Source organism: Pseudomonas sp. R2-60-08W (genome assembly GCF_003852335.1).
Classification (GTDB): Bacteria; Pseudomonadota; Gammaproteobacteria; order Pseudomonadales; family Pseudomonadaceae; genus Aquipseudomonas.
The window spans coordinates 4876667-4894597 of the sequence record NZ_CP027731.1 but is presented as its reverse complement, the minus strand read 5'-3'; the positions used below and the strand labels follow the sequence as shown (position 1 = coordinate 4894597).

Genomic DNA, 17931 nt, shown 5'->3' with positions numbered 1-17931 from the left:
CCAACGTCCAAACGGACATTGGCCTTGAAGTCGCCGGATCAGCCGCGGTGACGGCCGCGGAAGTAGTTGATCAGGCCCTGGGTCGAAGCATCTTCGGCCGAGGTTTCTTCGGCGCCGGTCAGGCGGTTGTAGACACCTTTGCCCAGCTCTTTACCCAACTCGACGCCCCATTGGTCGAAGGCGTTGATGCCCCAGATCACGCTCTGGACGAACACTTTATGTTCATACATGGCAACCAGCGCGCCGAGGCGACGGGGGCTGATGCGTTCGACCACGATGGTGTTGCTCGGGCGGTTGCCCGGGATCACCTTGTGCGGCGCCAGTTTCTGAACTTCAGCTTCGGGGATGCCTTTTTCGCGCAGCTCGGCTTCGGCTTCGGCGCGGGTCTTGCCAAGCATCAATGCCTGGCTCTGGGACAGGCAGTTGGCGTAGAGCCACTGATGGTGGTCGGAGACCGGGTTGAAACTCACGATCGGCACGATGAAGTCAGCCGGGATCAGTTGGGTGCCTTGGTGCAGCAACTGGTGATAAGCGTGTTGCCCGTTGCAGCCCACGCCGCCCCAGATGACCGGGCCAGTATCGGTGGCGACCGGCGTGCCGTCCTGGCGCACGCTCTTGCCATTGGATTCCATATCCAACTGCTGCAAATGCTTGGTGATGTTACGCAGGTAGTGGTCGTACGGCAGGATCGCATGGCTCTGCGAACCCCAGAAATTGCCGTACCACACGCCCAGCAAGCCCAGCAGCACCGGCATGTTGTCTTCGAACGGCGCGTTCTGGAAATGCTGGTCCATGGTGTAGGCACCGGACAGCAGTTCCTTGAAGTTGGACATGCCGATCGCCAAGGCAATGGGCAAGCCGATCGCGGACCACAGCGAGTAACGACCGCCGACCCAGTCCCACATCGGGAAGATGTTTTCTTCGCGGATACCGAACGCCACGGCCGCTGCGTTGTTGCTCGACACGGCGATGAAGTGGCGGTACAGCTCGGCTTCCGAGCCGCCCTGCGCCAAGTACCAGGCGCGGGCGGCCTGGGCATTCTTCAGGGTTTCGAGGGTGTTGAAGGACTTGGACGAGACGATAAACAGCGTGGTCTCGGCGCGCAGCTTCATGGTCAGCTCGTGAAACTCGCTGCCGTCGATGTTCGCCAGGTAATGACAGCGCACGCCTTTGTGGGCGTAGGACAGCAGCGCTTCGGAGACCAGCTCCGGGCCGAGGAACGAACCACCGATGCCGATGTTCACCACGTCGGTGATCGGCTTCTCGGTGTAGCCACGCCACAGGCCGTCGTGGATGCGGCCAACCAGGTCAGTGATCTGGTTCAGCACTTTGTGCACGTCCGGCATGATGTTCACGCCGTTGACCGACAACTTGTCGCCTACCGGACGGCGCAGGGCGGTGTGCAATGCTGGGCGGCCTTCGGAGGAGTTGACCGGCTCGCCGGCATACAGCGAGTTGATCGCGTCTTTAAGGCCGACTTCGTTGGCCAGGCCCACCAGCAGGTCGCGGGTTTCGCGGGTGATCAGGTTTTTCGAGTAATCGAGGAAAAGCCCGCAGCTGCTCAGGGTGAATTCTGAAAAACGCTGGGGGTCGGCATTGAAGGCCTCGCGCATGCTGAAATCCTGCATGGCTTGGCGATGTTGATTGAGCGCTTGCCAGGCGGGCAGCGCGGTAACGTCATGAGGGGTGCGGTAGTACGCCATCGCTGCGGGTTTCCTTTTTATTACAGGGACTGCCTTTTAGGACACTTCAAAATCCGGAACATCCAGTCTTTTAACTGGCCACGGGTTCCGGACAGCGCTAACCATACGCGCAGGGCGATTACATTAAACCTAGCGTGTCGATATGTCTTGGCTTTGTCTGCGCTGTAGCCGGTACTTTTTTATACCGGCACAGCGATCAGGGCAATCGGCGGGCTGTTGGCAGGGGTCAGTCGAGGGTCAGATGCAGGTTGTCGATCAGGCGAGTCGCGCCCAGATAGGCCGCAACCAGAATCACAATGTCCCGATCCTCAGGAGTAGCTGGCCGCAGGTGTACGCCTTGGCGCACCTCCAGGTAGTCCACGCGCAAACCAGCGGCTTCGATCTGCTGGATGTGCTCGGCGCGCAGCCTGGCGAAATCACGCTCACCGCTTTTGATGGCGGCGGCAATCTGGCTGAGGCTGCGGTACAGCACCGGTGCAATCGCGCGTTGCTCTTCGGTGAGGTAGCCATTGCGCGATGACAGCGCCAGGCCATCGGCTGCGCGGACGGTCGGCTCGCCGATGATCTGGATCGGCATGTTCAGGTCATGCACCATGGCACGGATCACCGCCAGTTGCTGATAGTCCTTCTGGCCAAATACGGCCATGTCCGGCTGGACCATGTTGAACAGCTTGCTGACCACCGTGGCGACACCTTCGAAATGCCCTGGACGGCTGGCCCCACACAGTCCTTCGGACAGCAGCGGCACGCTGACGCGGGTCTGGCCGGTCATGCCGCCGGGGTACATTTCCTCCACCGTTGGCGCGAACAGCAGGTTGCAACCGGCTTGCAGCAGCCGTTCCTGATCGGCGGCGAGGGTGCGCGGGTATTTGTCGAGGTCTTCGCCGGCGCCGAATTGCAGCGGGTTGACGAAAATGCTTGTCACCACGAAATCCGATTGCTGCGCAGCCTTGCTCACCAGGGTCGCGTGGCCACTGTGCAGGTTGCCCATGGTCGGCACGAAGCCGATGCGCTTGCCGGCGTTGCGCGCGTGGGTCACGGCGGCGCGCAGTTCGCGCAGGGTTTTAACGGTGTTCATGCAGAGAATCCGTGTTCGGCGCCAGGGAAGGTCACGGCCTTGACTTCGCTGACATAAGCGCTCAGAGCAGCGTGAATGCTGGGCTGGCCGGCCATGAAGTTTTTCACGAACTTGGGCACGTGGCCGCTGATCGACAGGCCGAGCATGTCGTGCAGCACCAGCACCTGGCCATCGGTGGCGGAGCCAGCCCCGATGCCGATCACCGGTACTTTGACGGCCTGGGTGATTTCGGCGGCCAGTTCACTGGGCACGCACTCCAGCAGAATCATCGCGACGCCGGCTTGTTCCAGGGCGATGGCATCGGCGCGCATCTGGCGTGCCTGGGCTTCATTGCGGCCCTGGACCTTGTAGCCACCCAGGAGGTTAACCGACTGGGGCGTCAGGCCCATGTGCGCGCAGACCGGTACGCCGCGCTCAGCCAGCAGCCGGATCGACTCGGCGAGCCATACGGCACCCTCGACCTTGATCATGTGCGCACCCGCCTGCATCAGTTTGCCGGCGTTCTGGAAGGTCTGTTCGAGCGTGGCATACCCCATGAATGGCAGGTCGGCGATGATGAACGCACCGTCATTGCCACGCTTGACGCTGGCGGTGTGGTACGCGAGTTCATCGGTGGTGACGGGGAGCGTGCTGTCATGCCCTTGCAGAACCATGCCCAGGGAGTCGCCTACCAGCAACACCTCGACCCCGGCCTGGCAACAGGCGTGGGCGAAGGTCGCGTCGTAGCAGGTCAGCATGGTGATTTTTTCACCCTTGAGCTTGAGGCTCTGCAAGGTGGTCAGGGTAATGTCTGGCATGAAAAGGGTCCTCGTTCAGGCGCTTGGAAACAGCGAGTAACGCGCGTGAGTCTTCGTTTATACAGGCGCACCGTCTTGATAGCAGTGCTTATATGGCCTGGATTGCGCCCTTCAGCGCCGGGTTGGCGGCGGCGGGACGCCTATAGTCGTGAGGAGGACACGGGAAGTCAATTGGATGTGTTACCGCCTTGTTACGATGGCGGTGTTACCGCTGTTACGGACGCGATTGCAGGAGCGAGCTTGCTCGCGAAGAATCCAAGGGCACCGCGTTCAATCAGGCTGAGCGCGTGATCGTTGACGATTTTCGCGAGCAAGCTCGCTCCTACAGAGGCAAGCGTTCCAGGCCGACGAATGGGCAGGCTGTCAGCAGTTCACCCAGCGTTTGGCCCTCGGGCAACTGAAAGTCGGCAGGCACCAGCTCAGCCAAGGGATAAAGCACGAACGCCCGCAGGTGCATCTGGTAATGCGGCACCTTGAGGCGCGGCTCATCAATCAGGCGATTACCGAATAACAGGATATCCAGGTCCAGCGTGCGTGGCCCCCAGCGCTCGGTGCGCTCGCGGCCCTGGTCGTTTTCGATGGTGTGCAGCGCGTCGAGCAGGTCCAGCGGCGTGAGGTTGCTGTCCACGGCCGCCACCGCGTTGGTGTAGCGCGGTTGGCCTGGCAGCAGGGAGTCGCTTTGATAGAAAGCGGATACATCGACGAGGGCCGTGTCGGGCAAGTGCGCCAGGGCTTCGATAGCGTTGCGCAGTTGCTGCTGCGGGGCCGCCAGGTTGCTGCCCATGCCGATGTAGATACGTTCCACGATTATTCGCCTGTTGCGCCCGAGGCATCGGCGGCGCTGCGTTTACGCTTGCTGGAGCTGCGGCGGCGCTTTTTCGGCCCTTCGCCTAGGCTATCGCCTTTGCTGCCGAGCTCACGAATCATCTCGCGGCGTTGGCTGTCATTGGCATCCTGATAGTCGGTCCACCATTCACCCAGGCCGTCGGTCTGCTCGCCGGCGCTTTCGCGCAGCAACAGGAAGTCGTAGCCGGCGCGAAAGCGCGGGTTGTCCAGCAACAGGTCGGCGCGTTTGCCGCTGCGGCGCGGCAGACGCTCCTGCATGTCCCAGATTTCGCGGATCGGCAAGGTGAAGCGTTTCGGAATGGCGATGCGCTGGCACTGTTCGGTGATCAGCTCGTGGGCGGCTTCCTGCATGGCGGGAATCGGCGGCATGCCACGGTCCTGCAAGCGCAGTACGCGTTTGGGCAGGGCCGGCCACAACAGCGCGGCAAACAGGAACGCCGGGGTCACCGGCTTGTTCTGCTTGATGCGCGAGTCAGTGTTGATCAACGCTTCGCTGATCAGCGTGTGGGTGTACGTCGGGTTGTGTTCCAATGCCTCGGCGCTGGCCGGGAACAGTGGATCGAACAACTGCAGGTCGACGAGCATTTCAAAGGTGTCGGCGGCGTAGCCCGAAAGGAACAGTTTGAGCACTTCTTCAAACAGGCGTGCCGACGGGATTTCCCGCAGCATCGGTGCCAGTTCGCGAATCGGTGCGGCCGTGTGTTTCTCGATACCGAAGTTGAGCTTGGCGGCGAACCGCACGGCGCGCAGCATGCGCACCGGGTCTTCCTGGTAGCGCTGCGTCGGGTCGCCGATCAGGCGGATCAGGTTGTTGCGGATATCGTGTACGCCATTGGCGTAATCGAGGATCCGCTCGCTGACTGGATCGTAATACAGGGCATTGATGGTGAAGTCGCGGCGTTGCGCGTCTTCTTCCAGCGTGCCGTAGACATTGTCGCGCAGGATGCGCCCGCTCTCGTTGCGAGAAGACTGATTGGTGTCTTCCTCTTCATCGTTTTGCGGGTGGCCGGCGCGGAACGTCGCGACTTCGATGATTTCGCGACCGAAGTGGATATGCACCAGCTTGAAGCGGCGCCCGATGATCCGCGCATTGCGGAATTCGGCACGCACCTGTTCAGGCGTGGCGCTAGTGGCGACGTCGAAATCCTTCGGCGTGATATTGAGCAGCATGTCACGTACGCAGCCGCCCACCAGGTAGGCCTGGTAACCGGCGTTCTGCAAACGTTCGACGATGTTCACCGCATAACGGCTGAATTGAGCGCGCTGCAATGAATGCTGATTGCTGTTAAGCACTTCAGGCGTGCTGCGAATGTGTTGCGTACGACGCAAGGGAGAACGGAATGACTGGAACAACTTCTTCAGCATGGGATGCACTGTTTGAAGGAATGTTCGGCCATAACGAAGAATGACCGCATGATGGGCCGGGATTCTAGCATTTAGTCAGGGGATGGTGTAGGAACAAGCTGCAGGCGTTGCGCCATAAGCGTTTAAAAGGCAAATCCAGGGGCTAACTGTCGGAAACTACAAGGGGAGCCGAAGCTCCCCCAGAAGTAGTTGCGTACTCTATTTTTATTATGGTGTCGGGCTTCTTGTTTTTGTTGATCGCCCTCGCCAGGAAGCTTCACCTTCATGGCACTCCCAATCGGGAGCCAAGAGCAAACGGATTGCTTTGGTCGCTGTGTTGCTGATCTACGATCCAACCAGTTCAGGCTCTGCCTTAGGGCAGTTTTTGTTGTTCTCGGCCTGGTTGCGGGGCAAGCCCCAAATGCAACGCCTCTCCAAAAGAATCAGTTAGCTGCGCCTCCGCCGTGTTGTTTTTGTTATGCGTGAGTCGATTCGTCTTATTTTTATTGTCTTGTACAAAGCTTGTTATTGTTTTTGTACTAAGCATATAGCAGGGTGCGTGCCAACTTTTGCGCCGCCCAGCAAACGCAGGGGTTTGAGGTGATTTGCGGGGTTTTGCGGGCGAAAAAAAACCGGGGCTTCGTTACCGTAAGCCCCGGTTTTTGTTACGTGAAATATCTGCGGTAACAGTTTTTTCACATTAGCAGGTGTTACCTCAGCTCTCGCTGGGAACACCGGTCTTGCGCCGTGGAATGCCCAGGCGTTGGCGACGTTCCCACAGGCACTTGCGGCTTACGCCAAGCTTGCGGGCCAGTTCGGTTTCGGTCATGTGGTCCTGGTGCTCGAGGACGAAATGCTGGAAGTAGTCTTCCAGGGACAAATCTTCCGTCGGCTCATGGCTGGTCGCGCTACCTGCGCCCTGTTGTGGCGCCAGACCGATGAAGTCGTCGTCGTCCAGATCGCTGAGCTCGATATCGATGCCCAACAGCTCGGCGGATATTTCCGGGCTTTCCGACAGGATGACCGCGCGCTCGACGGCGTTCTCCAGTTCACGCACGTTGCCCGGCCATGCGTAATGCCGGATCGCCTGCTCTGCGTCCGGCGCAAACTTCAGATCGGTACGGTTGATGCGCGCGCTCTGGCGCAGCAGGAACGCGCTGGCGATCTCGTTGACATCGGCGCCACGCTCGCGCAATGGCGGCAGCTTGAGCGCAATCACATGCAGGCGATAATACAGGTCTTCACGGAACTGGCCGATCTTGGCCAGGCTCTTGAGGTCACGGTGCGTCGCTGCGATCAGGCGTACATCGACCTTTTGCGATTGCACCGAACCGACCCGGCGAATCTCGCCTTCCTGCAGCACTCGCAACAAGCGCGCCTGGGCCTCCAGGGGCAACTCGCCGATTTCGTCGAGGAACAGCGTGCCGCCGTCGGCGGCTTCGACCAGGCCCGCACGCCCGGCGCTGGCACCGGTGAACGCGCCTTTTTCGTGGCCAAACAATTCCGACTCGATCAGGGATTCGGGGATCGCCGCGCAGTTCACCGAGATCATCGGGGCCTTGGCGCGCCTGGACAGGTTATGCAGCGCGCGGGCCACCAGTTCCTTGCCGGTGCCCGACTCACCCTGGATCAATACATTGGAGTCGGTCGGTGCCACTTTGCGGATCTTGCTGTAAAGGTCCTGCATCGGCGGGCAGGAGCCAATGATGCCGATTTCGCCGTTACTGTTATCGACGCCCGGTTTGTCGGCTGCTTTTCCTGCCGGACGGGGTTCGGCTGGCGCGCTGCTGGCCGACTGGCGGTCACGCAGGATGCGCGCCACAGCCTGCAGCATCTCGTCATGGTCGAAAGGCTTGGCGATGTAGTCCACCGCGCCCATCTTCATCGAGTCCACCGCCGAGCGCAGGCTGGCGTAGCTGGTCATGATCAGCACCGGAGTGCCCTGGCCCAGCTTGATCAATTCGGTACCCGGAGCGCCCGGCAAGCGCAGGTCGCTGACGATCAGGTCGAACGTGGGAATGCTGAACCGCTCCTGGGCTTCCTGCACCGAGCCGGCTTCGCTGACCTGGTACTGATTACGTTCAAGCAGGCGACGCAAGGCAGAGCGGATAATGGTTTCGTCTTCGACGATCAAAATGTGCGGCATTGATTCAATTCTCTCGACGGTCTCAGTTCACAGCGGACGTCGCTTCGACATGACGCGGCAAGGTCACCCGGATACGGGTGCCGCGTTGGCTTTCGGTGTCAGCCGGGCTGTCGATGGTGATTTGTCCATAATGCTCTTCAACGATGGAATAGACCAGTGCAAGGCCCAGACCGGTACCTTCACCTGGGTCCTTGGTGGTGAAGAAGGGTTCGAACAATCGGTCCATGATGTTCTGTGGAATGCCGCTGCCTTCATCTTCCACGATCAGGTCGACCGTGTGCTCGAAAGCCTCGCTCTTGACGCGTACCGCACTGTGCGGCGGGGACGCATCGCGGGCGTTGGACAGCAAGTTGATCAGGACCTGGGCCAGGCGTTGTGAGTCGCCATCGACCCAGTGGTCCGGATCGCACAGGTTAAAGAACTGTACTTCGAAATTGCGCCGGTTCAAGGCCAGCAGCCCAATGGCGTCCTGCGCCACTTTGGCCAGGCACACCGCTTCGTCCTGATTCTGATGGGCGCCGGAGTGGGCGAAGCTCATCAGCGACTGCACGATGCGCGACACGCGCTTGGTCTGCTCGAGGATCTGCCCGCTGATCTCGGTGATTTCACCGTCTTCCTCGCGCTCTTCCCGCAGGTTCTGCGCCAGGCAGGCGATGCCGGTGATCGGGTTGCCGATCTCATGCGCCACACCGGCGGCCAGGCGACCAATACTGGCCAGGCGCTCGGAGTGCACCAGCTTGTCTTCGAGCATCTGGGTGTCGGTGAGGTCTTCCACCAGCAACACCAGGCCGCTGTTGCCTGGGGCCAGGGGCTCGTCAATGGCGGCCTTGTGCAGGTTGAGCCAGCGGGTCTGGCCGTCGAGGGCCAGGTGCTGCTTGTGCAAATGCTCGTCGGGCAGGTTGATAAAACCTTGCAACAATTCTTTCCAGGGGTCGCCGAGGGTATTGAGGCGAGAGCCGACCACGCGTTGCGCGGCGATGCCGGTAAGCTCTTCCATGGCCTTGTTCCACATCAGGATTTCCTGGTCCTTGGCCAGGGAACACACGCCCATCGGCAGTTCCTGCAGGGTCTGGCGGTGGTAACGGCGCAGGGCATCAAGCTCGGCGGCGAGGCCGGTGAGGCGTGAGTGATAGTCCTCCAACCGGCTTTCGATGAAATGGATGTCTTCGGTCACATAGTTTTCGCCACCGGCCTTGTAAGGCAGAAAAGTTTCCACCATGTCCTGGGACACGCTGGGGCCCATCAGCCCGGACAAGTTGGCTTCGATACGGTCGCGCAAGCGCCGCAGCGCATAGGGACGGCGCTCGTCGAACGGCAGGTACAGATCGCGCAAGGCCTGTTCGACTTCCTTTTGCGCGGCCTTGGCGCCGAGCGGCTTGGCCAGTTGCGTGGCGAATTCCTGGGGCGAGGCCGCATGCAGCTCGCGGCGTTGCGGGCGGCGCACGTTGTCTACCGCGCAGGCTTCGGCGGCGCTGGTTTCTTCGGGGCTGGCGTTGGTGAATAGCGAGATCAGGGTGAACATCAGGACGTTGGCGGCCAGCGAAGCGATTGCGGCCATGTGCCAGCTGGTGTCATCCAGCACGTAAATCATATTCAGCAACGGTATGTAGAAACCCTGCAGGTTGCCGACCAGCGGTAGCAGCATGGTCACCAGCCACACCAGGATGCCCGCCAGCAACCCGGCGATAAAGCCACGGCGATTGGCGGTCGGCCAGTACAGCACCGAGAGCACGCCCGGCAGGAACTGCAAGGTGGCGACAAACGCCACGATGCCGAGGTTGGCCAGGTCTTGCCCGGCGCCCAGCAGCAGGTAAAAGGCATAGCCGGCCATGATGATCGCGACGATCAGCGCGCGGCGCGTCCATTTCAACCAGCGGTAGATGTTGCCTTCGGCCGGTGGTTGGTACAGCGGCAGCACCAGGTGGTTGAGCGCCATCCCGGAGAGTGCCAGCGTGGTGACAATGATCAAGCCACTGGCCGCCGACAAACCGCCGACATACGCCAACAGCGCCAGGGCCGGGCTGTTGGCGGCAATGCCGATGCCGAGGGTGAAATACTCAGGGTTGGTGGTGGCCCCCAGTTTCAGGCCGGCCCACAGAATCAGCGGCACCGCCAGGCTCATCAACAGCAGGAACAGTGGCAAACCCCAGCTGGCGCTGACCAATGAACGCGGGTTGAGGTTTTCGGTGAAGGTCATGTGGTACATGTGCGGCATCACGATCGCCGAGGCGAAGAACACCAGCAGCAGCGTGCGCCAGGGGCCTTCCTGCAGGGGCGTGTGCAAGGCGGCGAGGGCGGTCTGGTTTTGCAGCAGCCACAATTCCAGCTGTTGCGGGCCGTCGAACACGCCGTAGAGCGCATAAAGGCCGACGCCGCCGATGGCGACCAGCTTGATGACCGACTCAAAGGCAATCGCAAACACCAGGCCCTGGTGTTTTTCGCGGGTGGCGATATGGCGTGAGCCAAAGAAAATGGTGAACAGGCTGATCAAGGCGCAGAAGGCCAGGGCAACGCGATGTTGCACCGGCTCGCGGGTGAGGATGCTGATCGAGTCGGCCACTGCCTGGATCTGCAGGGCGAGCAACGGCAGCACGCCGATCAACATGAAAATCGTGGTGAGTGCGCCGGCCCAGGTGCTGCGAAAACGAAAGGCAAACAGGTCCGCCAGGGAGGACAACTGATAGGTGCGGGTGATTTTCAAAATCGGGTACAGCAGCACCGGCGCCAGCAGGAACGCACCGGACACCCCCAGGTAGCTGGAGAGGAAACCGTAGCCGTATTGATAGGCCAGGCCCACCGTACCGTAGAACGCCCAGGCGCTGGCGTATACGCCCAGGGACAAGGTGTAGGTCAAGGGATGGCGAATGATCGCCCGCGGAATCATTCCACGCTCACTGATCCAGGCGACGCCGAACAATGCCGCCAGGTAGGCGGCGCTGATCAGCAGCATCTGGGTGAGGCTAAAGCTCATCGGCATCTTTTTGGCTCTGCAGGATGAAGGTCACGACGATCAGGATCAGCCAGAGCAGATAAGGACGGTACCAGGCGCCCGTGGCATCGATCCACCAGTCCATGATGGCGGGGGAAAACAGGTAGATCCCGACGACCAGCAGCAGGACCAATCGATAGATGTACATGTTGGCCTCTGATTGAAGAATTGCGGCGATGGTAACGGATGGCTGGCAAGCTGCAAGCGCCTTCAGTTCAATTGCGCTTCGGCGAGGGTGAGTGTGCGCGGGATCCGTGTGGCATCCCACTGCCGAATGCCCCAATCCAGCAGTTCCCTGGGGCTGGCGTAAAGCAGCTCGTCACCGGCCGGCTGGCCAAGGGCGCGTAGCGCTCTGAGTAACAATGGCGTGGCCTGGTCGGCGGTCAGCGGTGGCGAACGGTACGACTTGCCCAGTTTGTGACCGTCCGGCTGGACGATCAGCGGCACATGCAGATAACGCGGCTGGCGCAGGCCGAGCAATTCCTGCAGGTAAAGCTGGCGTGGCGTGCAATCGAGCAGGTCGGCGCCGCGCACGATGTCGGTAACGCCTTGCCAGGCGTCATCCAGGACCACGGCCAATTGATAGGCATATAGGCCGTCGCGGCGGCGGATGATGAAGTCGCCTGCATCGCGCCCCAGGTGCTGTCGGAACTCGCCCTGTACGCGGTCGGTAAAATGGTATTCAAGCTCGGGCACGCGCAGACGGATAGCCGCATCTTGCTGGTCGTGTCCGGCATTGCGACAAAGCCCGGGGTAAATCCCGTTGTAGGGTTCCAGCTGTTTGCGCGAGCAGGTGCAGGCGTAGGCCAGGCCGTGGTTGAACAAGTCGTTCAGCACCTTGGCGTAGGCGTCGTGCCGCTCGCTCTGGCGGACCAGTTCGCCATCCCACTCAAAGCCGTAGCTTTCCAGGGCATGCAGGATTGCCGTCTGGGCGCCGGGTTCTTCACGAGGTGGGTCGAGGTCTTCCATGCGCATCAGCCAGCGGCCTTGATTGGCGCGGGCATCGAGGTAGGAGGCGAGGGCGGCGACCAGGGAGCCGAAGTGCAAATGGCCGCTGGGCGTGGGGGCGAAGCGCCCGATATAGGTAGAGGCAGTCATGGGCCGGATACTACTGGAAAATCGGTAAACGCCAGCAACAAAAATGGGGCGTTCGCACGCCCCATTCGTTCAGCTCGACAAGCATTACTTGCCGACCTGTTTTTCCTTGATTTCGGCCAAGGTCTTGCAGTCTACACAGAGGTCCGCGGTCGGACGGGCTTCCAGGCGACGAATACCGATCTCAACGCCGCAGGATTCGCACCAGCCGTATTCTTCGTCTTTGATCAGTTGCAGGGTCTTGTCGATCTTCTTGATCAGCTTGCGCTCGCGGTCGCGGGCGCGCAGTTCGAGGGCGAACTCCTCTTCCTGGCTGGCACGGTCGGCCGGGTCAGGGAAGTTGGCTGCTTCGTCCTTCATATGGTCAACCGTGCGGTCGACTTCCTGCATCAAATCCTGTTTCCACTTGTTCAGGATTTTGGTGAAGTGCTCGCGCATGGGCTCGCCCATGTACTCCTCGCCCTTTTTTTCCACATAGGGTTCGAAGCCGCCGAGGCCTTGAGTCTGCTGTTGCTTTGCTTGGGTGGACATGAATAGACCGCCTCTCACTCTTCTAATCCATTGCGCAGGATTGCAACGTCACCGACACCTGCCGGCCCTGCGGCTGCAAGCGGGCGAACTTACCAGATAGATTCGGGGTGCGCCACTCCCGGTTGTCGAGCCTGTCGCGTCGGGGGTTGCAAACTGCAGCGGCCCGTCGTGGCTGGGTATGTCCCGTCTCGAATGTTGATTTTAGTCGTTTTGCCGGCGCTTGCCTGGCCGTGAAGTCGGCCGGGCAGGCAATAGAACATGTTTTATCGCGAGGGTTCGGTAGAATCCTGATTTTGTCCTCACCGTCTAGGAAGGCTAATGGCTCAGCCCTACAGTGCGCGCAGTCGCGCCATCGAACCTTTTCATGTCATGGCATTGCTGGCGCGCGCCAATGAGCTGCAGTCAGCCGGCCACGACGTGATCCATCTGGAAATCGGCGAGCCGGATTTCACCACCGCCGAACCGATTATCCAGGCAGGCCAGGCCGCCTTGGCCAATGGCAAAACCCGTTACACCGCCGCCCGTGGGCTGCCCGAATTGCGCGAGGCGATCAGCGGTTTCTATCAGCACCGCTACGGGTTGAGCATCGATCCGCAGCGCATTCTGATCACGCCCGGCGGCTCCGGTGCGTTGTTATTGGCCACCAGCCTGCTGGTGGATCCGGGCAAGCACTGGCTGCTGGCGGATCCGGGCTACCCCTGCAACCGGCATTTCCTGCGCTTGATCGAGGGCGCGGCGCAGCTGGTGCCGGTCGGCCCGCAAGTACGCTACCAATTGACCGCCGACCTGGTGGCGCAACACTGGAACCAGGACAGCGTCGGCGCGCTGTTTGCCTCCCCGGCCAACCCGACCGGGACGCTTCTGACGCGGGACGAGTTGGCCGACCTGTCCAACGCCATCAAGGCGCGCGACGGCCATCTGGTGGTGGATGAGATCTATCACGGCCTCACCTACGGCACTGACGCCGCGAGCGTGCTGGAAGTCGACGACGATGCCTTCGTCCTGAATAGTTTTTCCAAGTATTTCGGCATGACCGGCTGGCGCCTGGGCTGGCTGGTGGCGCCACCTGCAGCGGTCGCTGAGTTGGAGAAGTTGGCGCAGAACCTCTACATCAGCGCGCCGAGCATGGCCCAGCACGCGGCCCTGGCCTGTTTCACCCCGCAAACCCTGAGCATTCTGGAAGAGCGCCGCGCCGAGTTTGGCCGGCGCCGCGACTTCCTGCTGCCGGCCCTGCGTGAGTTGGGGTTTGGTATCGCCGTAGAGCCCGAAGGCGCGTTCTATCTGTATGCCGATATCAGCGCGTTTGGTGGAGATGCCTTCGCGTTCTGCCGCCATTTCCTGGAAACCGAACATGTGGCCTTTACCCCCGGGCTGGATTTCGGCCGTTATCAGGCGGGTCATCATGTGCGTTTTGCCTACACGCAAAACCTCGACCGGCTACAAGAGGCGGTGGAGCGAATTGCCCGTGGCCTGCGGAGTTGGCAAGGCTGATGCGTTTTCATCCTCCCCTCGAAGAAGGGCGGCTGATCCGCCGCTACAAGCGTTTTCTCACCGATATCGAAACCGTTACCGGCGAGTTGCTCACCATTCACTGTCCGAATACCGGTTCGATGCTCAACTGCATGGTCGAAGGCGGCCAGGTCTGGTTCAGCCGTTCCGCCGACCCCAAGCGCAAATTGCCCGGTACCTGGGAAATCGCCGAAACGCCCCAGGGTCGGTTGGCTTGCGTCAACACCGCACGCGCCAATCAGTTGGTCGAAGAGGCACTGCGCGCCGGACTGATCACTGAACTCAACGGCTTTACCGCGTTGAAACGCGAAGTGCCTTACGGGCAGGAACGAAGCCGGATCGATTTTCGCCTGGACTACCCGCACGGTCCGGCGTTTGTCGAAGTCAAAAGTGTCACCTTGGGCTTTGATGGCACCTCTGTGGCGGCGTTCCCCGATGCGGTGACTCAGCGCGGTGCCAAGCACTTGCGGGAGTTGGCCCACCTGGCGCGCGAAGGCGTGCGGGCGGTGCAGTTGTACTGCGTTAATTTGTCGGGGATCGATGCGGTGCGCCCAGCGGTGGAAATTGACGCGGGCTACGCCGCCGCGTTGCGTGAGGCCAAGGCAGCGGGTGTGGAGGTGCTGGCGTACGGCGTGCGGGTCACGCCTGAAGAAATCTGTATCGAACGGCCGTTGAAGGTGCTGCTGGGCAACTAGAGTTGCACCCACAGGCCTTGTGCGTCTTCGCGGCCGGGCAGGGCGGTGAGGCTTTGGCCTGCGCACGGGCCGGCAATGCATTCGCCGCTTTCGATCAGGAACAGCGCGCCATGGGTGGCGCATTGAATCAGGCTGGCGCTTGAGTCGAGGAAGCTGTCCGGCTGCCATTCCAGTGGGATGCCGCGATGGGGACAGCGGTTGACATAGAAGTAGGCAACGCCAGCGCGCCGCACGGCCAACAGTTTGCAACCGTCGATATCAAAACCGAGGCTGCTGTCGGGCGCCAAGGCCTCGGAGGGGCAGAGAAACTTCATTTCAATCCTTAAGTGCCTTGACGTTCAAATGCAAACAATTATCAAATGCCCGCTTCGCCCGTCAGCTGATCGGGTGCTCACTACGATGCCGGGCAGGGTTTATCTGTCACATCAATGAGTGCTTGAGCGGCCCTGCCTTGGAAGGAAACCCTGTTATGCGCCTGAGTGCCAGCGTTATTGCGCTAGTTGCCGGACTGCTGGTCAGCCACGCGGCCCAAGCCTTGGACCTGCCGCAACGCTGGGTCAGCGCCGGCGGCGCGTTATCGGAATGGGTGACGGCATTGGGGGGCGAGCCGAAGCTGGTCGGCGTGGACACCACCAGCCAGCATCCAGCGTCGCTCAAGGCATTGCCCAGTATTGGTTATCAGCGCCAATTGTCGGCCGAGGGCATTCTCAGCCTGCGCCCGCAGGTGCTGGTGGGGACCGAAGAGATGGGGCCACCACCGGTGCTGGCGCAGATCCGCAACGCGGGCGTACAGGTAGAGATGTTCTCGGCACAACCGGATTTACCCAGCCTGAAAGCCAACCTGGCGCACCTGGGCAAGCTGCTGCGCAGCGAGGCCAAGGCCAACGAATTGTTTGCCGGATATGAGCAGGCGCTGGATCAGCAGAAAGCCTGGGTGACCAAGGCCCGGTTGACGCAGAAAGCGCCCGGTGTGTTGCTGTTGCTCGGGCATGCCGGCGGCAAGCCGTTGATCGCCGGTAAAGACACCGCCGCTGACTGGATGCTGGAGCAGGCCGGCGGCCGTAATCTGGCGACTCACAGTGGTTACAAACCGTTCTCGGCGGAGTCGCTGGCCGGGTTGAGCCCGGATGTGCTGGTAGTTGCTGATCGGGCGCTCAGTGGTGAAGCGGCCCGGGTGGCGTTGTTCAAGGAAAACCCCATCCTCGCTTCCACGCCAGCGGCCAGGAACGGCCGGGTGCTGGAGTTGGACCCGACGCTGCTGGTGGGCGGGCTTGGGCCACGCCTGCCGCAGAGCCTGGCGCAGTTGTCCGCAGGCTTTTACCCGTCCCAGGCTGAACCCGCCCCATGACCCGGTTGGTTAAACCGAAAACGCTGTTTATCGGGCTTGCGCTGTTATGTCTGCTGGCGATCTGGCTTTCATTGGCCCTGGGACCGGTCAGCCTGCCGCTGTTCGACACGCTCAGGGCTGCGCTGCGAATGATCGGAGTGCCGATTGAGGCCCAGGGGCTCGAACAGGCAGAGTTGATCCTGGGGCAGATTCGCTTGCCGCGCACGTTACTGGGCCTGGCCGTGGGCGGTGTGCTCGCCTTGTCGGGGGTGGCGATGCAGGGCTTGTTTCGCAACCCGCTGGCCGATCCTGGCTTGGTGGGTGTGTCCAGTGGCGCGGCGCTGGGGGCTGCGGTGGCCATCGTCGGCGGCTCGTTGTTTGGCGGGCTGCCGGAGGCGCTCGGGCCGTATCTTTTGTCGATTTGCGCGTTTCTGGGCGGCCTGGGCGTCACGGCGCTGGTGTATCGACTGGGGCGACGCAATGGTCAGACCAACGTCGCAACAATGTTGCTCGCCGGCATCGCGCTGACAGCCCTGGCCGGTTCTGCTGTAGGTCTGTTTACCTACCTGGCGGACGACGCCACCTTGCGTACCCTGACATTCTGGAACCTGGGCAGCCTCAATGGTGCCAGCTATTCACGTTTATGGCCGTTGCTGCTGGTGAGCGCGGGCGTGGCGCTGTGGTTGCCGCGCCGGGCGAAGGCCTTGAATGCGCTGTTGCTGGGTGAGTCCGAAGCCAGCCACCTGGGCATTGATGTGGAAAAGCTCAAGCGTGAGCTGGTGTTCTGTACGGCGCTGGGCGTTGGTGCGGCGGTGGCAGCGGCGGGCATGATCGGCTTTGTCGGGTTGGTGGTGCCGCACCTGGTGCGGTTGCTGGCCGGACCGGACCATCGGGTGTTATTGCCGGCTTCGGTGCTGGCGGGCGCGAGTTTGTTGCTGTTGGCGGATTTGGTGGCGCGTTTGGCGATGGCGCCGGCGGAACTGCCGATCGGTATCGTCACTGCGTTTATTGGCGCGCCATTTTTTCTCTATTTATTGCTGCGAGGGCGCGCCTGATGCTGCGGGTGGAAGCGTTGCAGATCCGTCGTGGGCGTAAAACCGTACTGGCAGATGTCACCCTGGAGCTGCTGCCGGGCGAAGTGCTCGGCGTATTGGGGCCCAATGGTGCAGGCAAAAGTACCTTGCTCAGCGCGCTGTGCGGCGAGTTGACCCCTGATCAGGGCAAGGTTTGGCTGGATCAGCAAGAGTTAAAGCATTGGAGCGGCGCGCAACGAGCCCAGCGCCTGGCGGTACTGCCCCAGAGCTCGACCCTGGACTTCGCTTTCCGTGTCGAAGAGGTTGTAGGACTGGGGCGTTTGCCGCATCAGACCGGGCGAGTACGCGATGAGGAAATCATCAGCGCGGCACTGCAGGCGGCGGATGTAGGGCACTTGAGTGGTCGCAGTTACCTGGCCTTGTCGGGCGGGGAGCGTCAACGGGTACACCTGGCCCGTGTGTTGGCGCAATTATGGCCGGGCGAGGCGGGCCAGACGCTATTGCTGGATGAGCCGACATCGATGCTCGATCCGTTGCATCAGCACACGACCTTGCAGGCGATCCGGCGCTTTGCCGATCGTGGCGCAGCGGTATTGGTGATCCTGCATGACCTGAACCTGGCCGCACGTTACTGTGATCGAATTCTGTTGCTGGAGAACGGATGCCCGCGCGCCCTGGACACGCCCGCACAGGTGCTGCGCCCCGAGCCGCTCAAGGCGGTGTTTGGTCTGGATGTGTTGGTGCAGTTGCATCCGGAGCGTGGTCATCCGTTGATCATCGCGCGTTGAACCGGCGTTTCGCAGGCAAAAAAAGACCCGGCAAGAGCCGGGTCAAATA

At 61.4% G+C, this 17931-nt stretch carries 16 protein-coding genes; 5 read left to right on the top strand and 11 right to left on the bottom strand.

Annotation, left to right across the window (positions count from 1 at the left end; genetic code table 11):
* Window positions 1-38: 38 nt before the first annotated feature.
* The 10 genes from pgi to dksA form a co-directional block, all read right to left on the bottom strand.
* On the bottom strand, window positions 39-1703 hold the full coding sequence (pgi, locus tag C4J90_RS22345; RefSeq protein WP_124420834.1) for a glucose-6-phosphate isomerase: 1665 nt from the start codon (window positions 1701-1703) through the stop codon (window positions 39-41).
* Window positions 1704-1929: 226 nt separating this feature from the next.
* On the bottom strand, window positions 1930-2781 hold the full coding sequence (panC, locus tag C4J90_RS22340) for a pantoate--beta-alanine ligase (RefSeq protein ID WP_124420833.1): 852 nt from the start codon (window positions 2779-2781) through the stop codon (window positions 1930-1932).
* The gene (gene panB / locus C4J90_RS22335) at window positions 2778-3578 is read right to left on the bottom strand and encodes a 3-methyl-2-oxobutanoate hydroxymethyltransferase (RefSeq protein WP_124364428.1); all 801 of its coding nucleotides are present in this window, start codon (window positions 3576-3578) and stop codon (window positions 2778-2780) included. Before panB ends, panC begins: the two co-directional genes overlap by 4 nt.
* Window positions 3579-3900: 322 nt before the next feature.
* The gene (folK, locus tag C4J90_RS22330; protein WP_124415610.1) at window positions 3901-4383 is read right to left on the bottom strand and encodes a 2-amino-4-hydroxy-6-hydroxymethyldihydropteridine diphosphokinase; all 483 of its coding nucleotides are present in this window, start codon (window positions 4381-4383) and stop codon (window positions 3901-3903) included.
* Window positions 4384-4385: 2 nt separating this feature from the next.
* Window positions 4386-5789, bottom strand: coding sequence for a polynucleotide adenylyltransferase PcnB (locus C4J90_RS22325; protein WP_124420832.1), 1404 nt, complete (start codon window positions 5787-5789; stop codon window positions 4386-4388).
* Window positions 5790-6483: 694 nt separating this feature from the next.
* On the bottom strand, window positions 6484-7914 hold the full coding sequence (locus tag C4J90_RS22320; RefSeq protein WP_124364425.1) for a sigma-54 dependent transcriptional regulator: 1431 nt from the start codon (window positions 7912-7914) through the stop codon (window positions 6484-6486).
* A gap of 22 nt (window positions 7915-7936) precedes the next feature.
* Complete coding sequence (locus tag C4J90_RS22315) at window positions 7937-10891, bottom strand: sensor histidine kinase (RefSeq protein WP_164484567.1); 2955 nt, start codon at window positions 10889-10891, stop codon at window positions 7937-7939.
* Entirely contained in the window at window positions 10875-11051 is a 177-nt protein-coding gene (locus tag C4J90_RS22310) for a hypothetical protein (RefSeq protein ID WP_003176118.1), read from the bottom strand. Before C4J90_RS22310 ends, C4J90_RS22315 begins: the two co-directional genes overlap by 17 nt.
* A 62-nt stretch (window positions 11052-11113) precedes the next feature.
* On the bottom strand, window positions 11114-12001 hold the full coding sequence (gluQRS, locus tag C4J90_RS22305) for a tRNA glutamyl-Q(34) synthetase GluQRS (protein WP_124420831.1): 888 nt from the start codon (window positions 11999-12001) through the stop codon (window positions 11114-11116).
* Between the two features lie 84 nt (window positions 12002-12085).
* Window positions 12086-12529, bottom strand: coding sequence for an RNA polymerase-binding protein DksA (dksA, locus tag C4J90_RS22300; protein WP_003194150.1), 444 nt, complete (start codon window positions 12527-12529; stop codon window positions 12086-12088).
* A gap of 318 nt (window positions 12530-12847) precedes the next feature.
* Here dksA and C4J90_RS22295 point away from each other — a divergent pair, with 318 nt between their 5' ends.
* Together C4J90_RS22295 and sfsA are read left to right on the top strand one after the other, a co-directional pair.
* Complete coding sequence (locus C4J90_RS22295; RefSeq protein WP_124420830.1) at window positions 12848-14020, top strand: pyridoxal phosphate-dependent aminotransferase; 1173 nt, start codon at window positions 12848-12850, stop codon at window positions 14018-14020.
* A complete protein-coding gene (sfsA, locus tag C4J90_RS22290; protein ID WP_124364421.1) occupies window positions 14020-14733 on the top strand; it encodes a DNA/RNA nuclease SfsA in 714 nt (237 codons plus the stop codon). Before C4J90_RS22295 ends, sfsA begins: the two co-directional genes overlap by 1 nt.
* Here sfsA and C4J90_RS22285 read toward each other — a convergent pair.
* Window positions 14730-15047, bottom strand: a complete 318-nt coding sequence (locus tag C4J90_RS22285; protein ID WP_124364420.1) for a Rieske 2Fe-2S domain-containing protein — start codon at window positions 15045-15047, stop codon at window positions 14730-14732. The genes sfsA and C4J90_RS22285 overlap by 4 nt on opposite strands.
* Before the next feature lie 155 nt (window positions 15048-15202).
* Here C4J90_RS22285 and C4J90_RS22280 point away from each other — a divergent pair, with 155 nt between their 5' ends.
* Genes C4J90_RS22280 through C4J90_RS22270 form a run of 3 tightly spaced genes read left to right on the top strand, consistent with a single transcriptional unit; the run spans window position 15203 to window position 17882 of the window.
* Window positions 15203-16081 carry a hemin ABC transporter substrate-binding protein gene (locus C4J90_RS22280; RefSeq protein ID WP_124364419.1) on the top strand — a complete coding sequence of 293 codons (879 nt, stop codon included), beginning with the start codon at window positions 15203-15205 and terminating at the stop codon, window positions 16079-16081.
* A 50-nt stretch (window positions 16082-16131) separates the two neighbouring features.
* The gene (locus tag C4J90_RS22275; protein WP_164487620.1) at window positions 16132-17115 is read left to right on the top strand and encodes an iron ABC transporter permease; all 984 of its coding nucleotides are present in this window, start codon (window positions 16132-16134) and stop codon (window positions 17113-17115) included.
* Complete coding sequence (locus tag C4J90_RS22270; protein WP_124368361.1) at window positions 17115-17882, top strand: heme ABC transporter ATP-binding protein; 768 nt, start codon at window positions 17115-17117, stop codon at window positions 17880-17882. The genes C4J90_RS22275 and C4J90_RS22270 overlap by 1 nt, the downstream gene beginning before the upstream one ends.
* Window positions 17883-17931 lie beyond the last annotated feature (49 nt).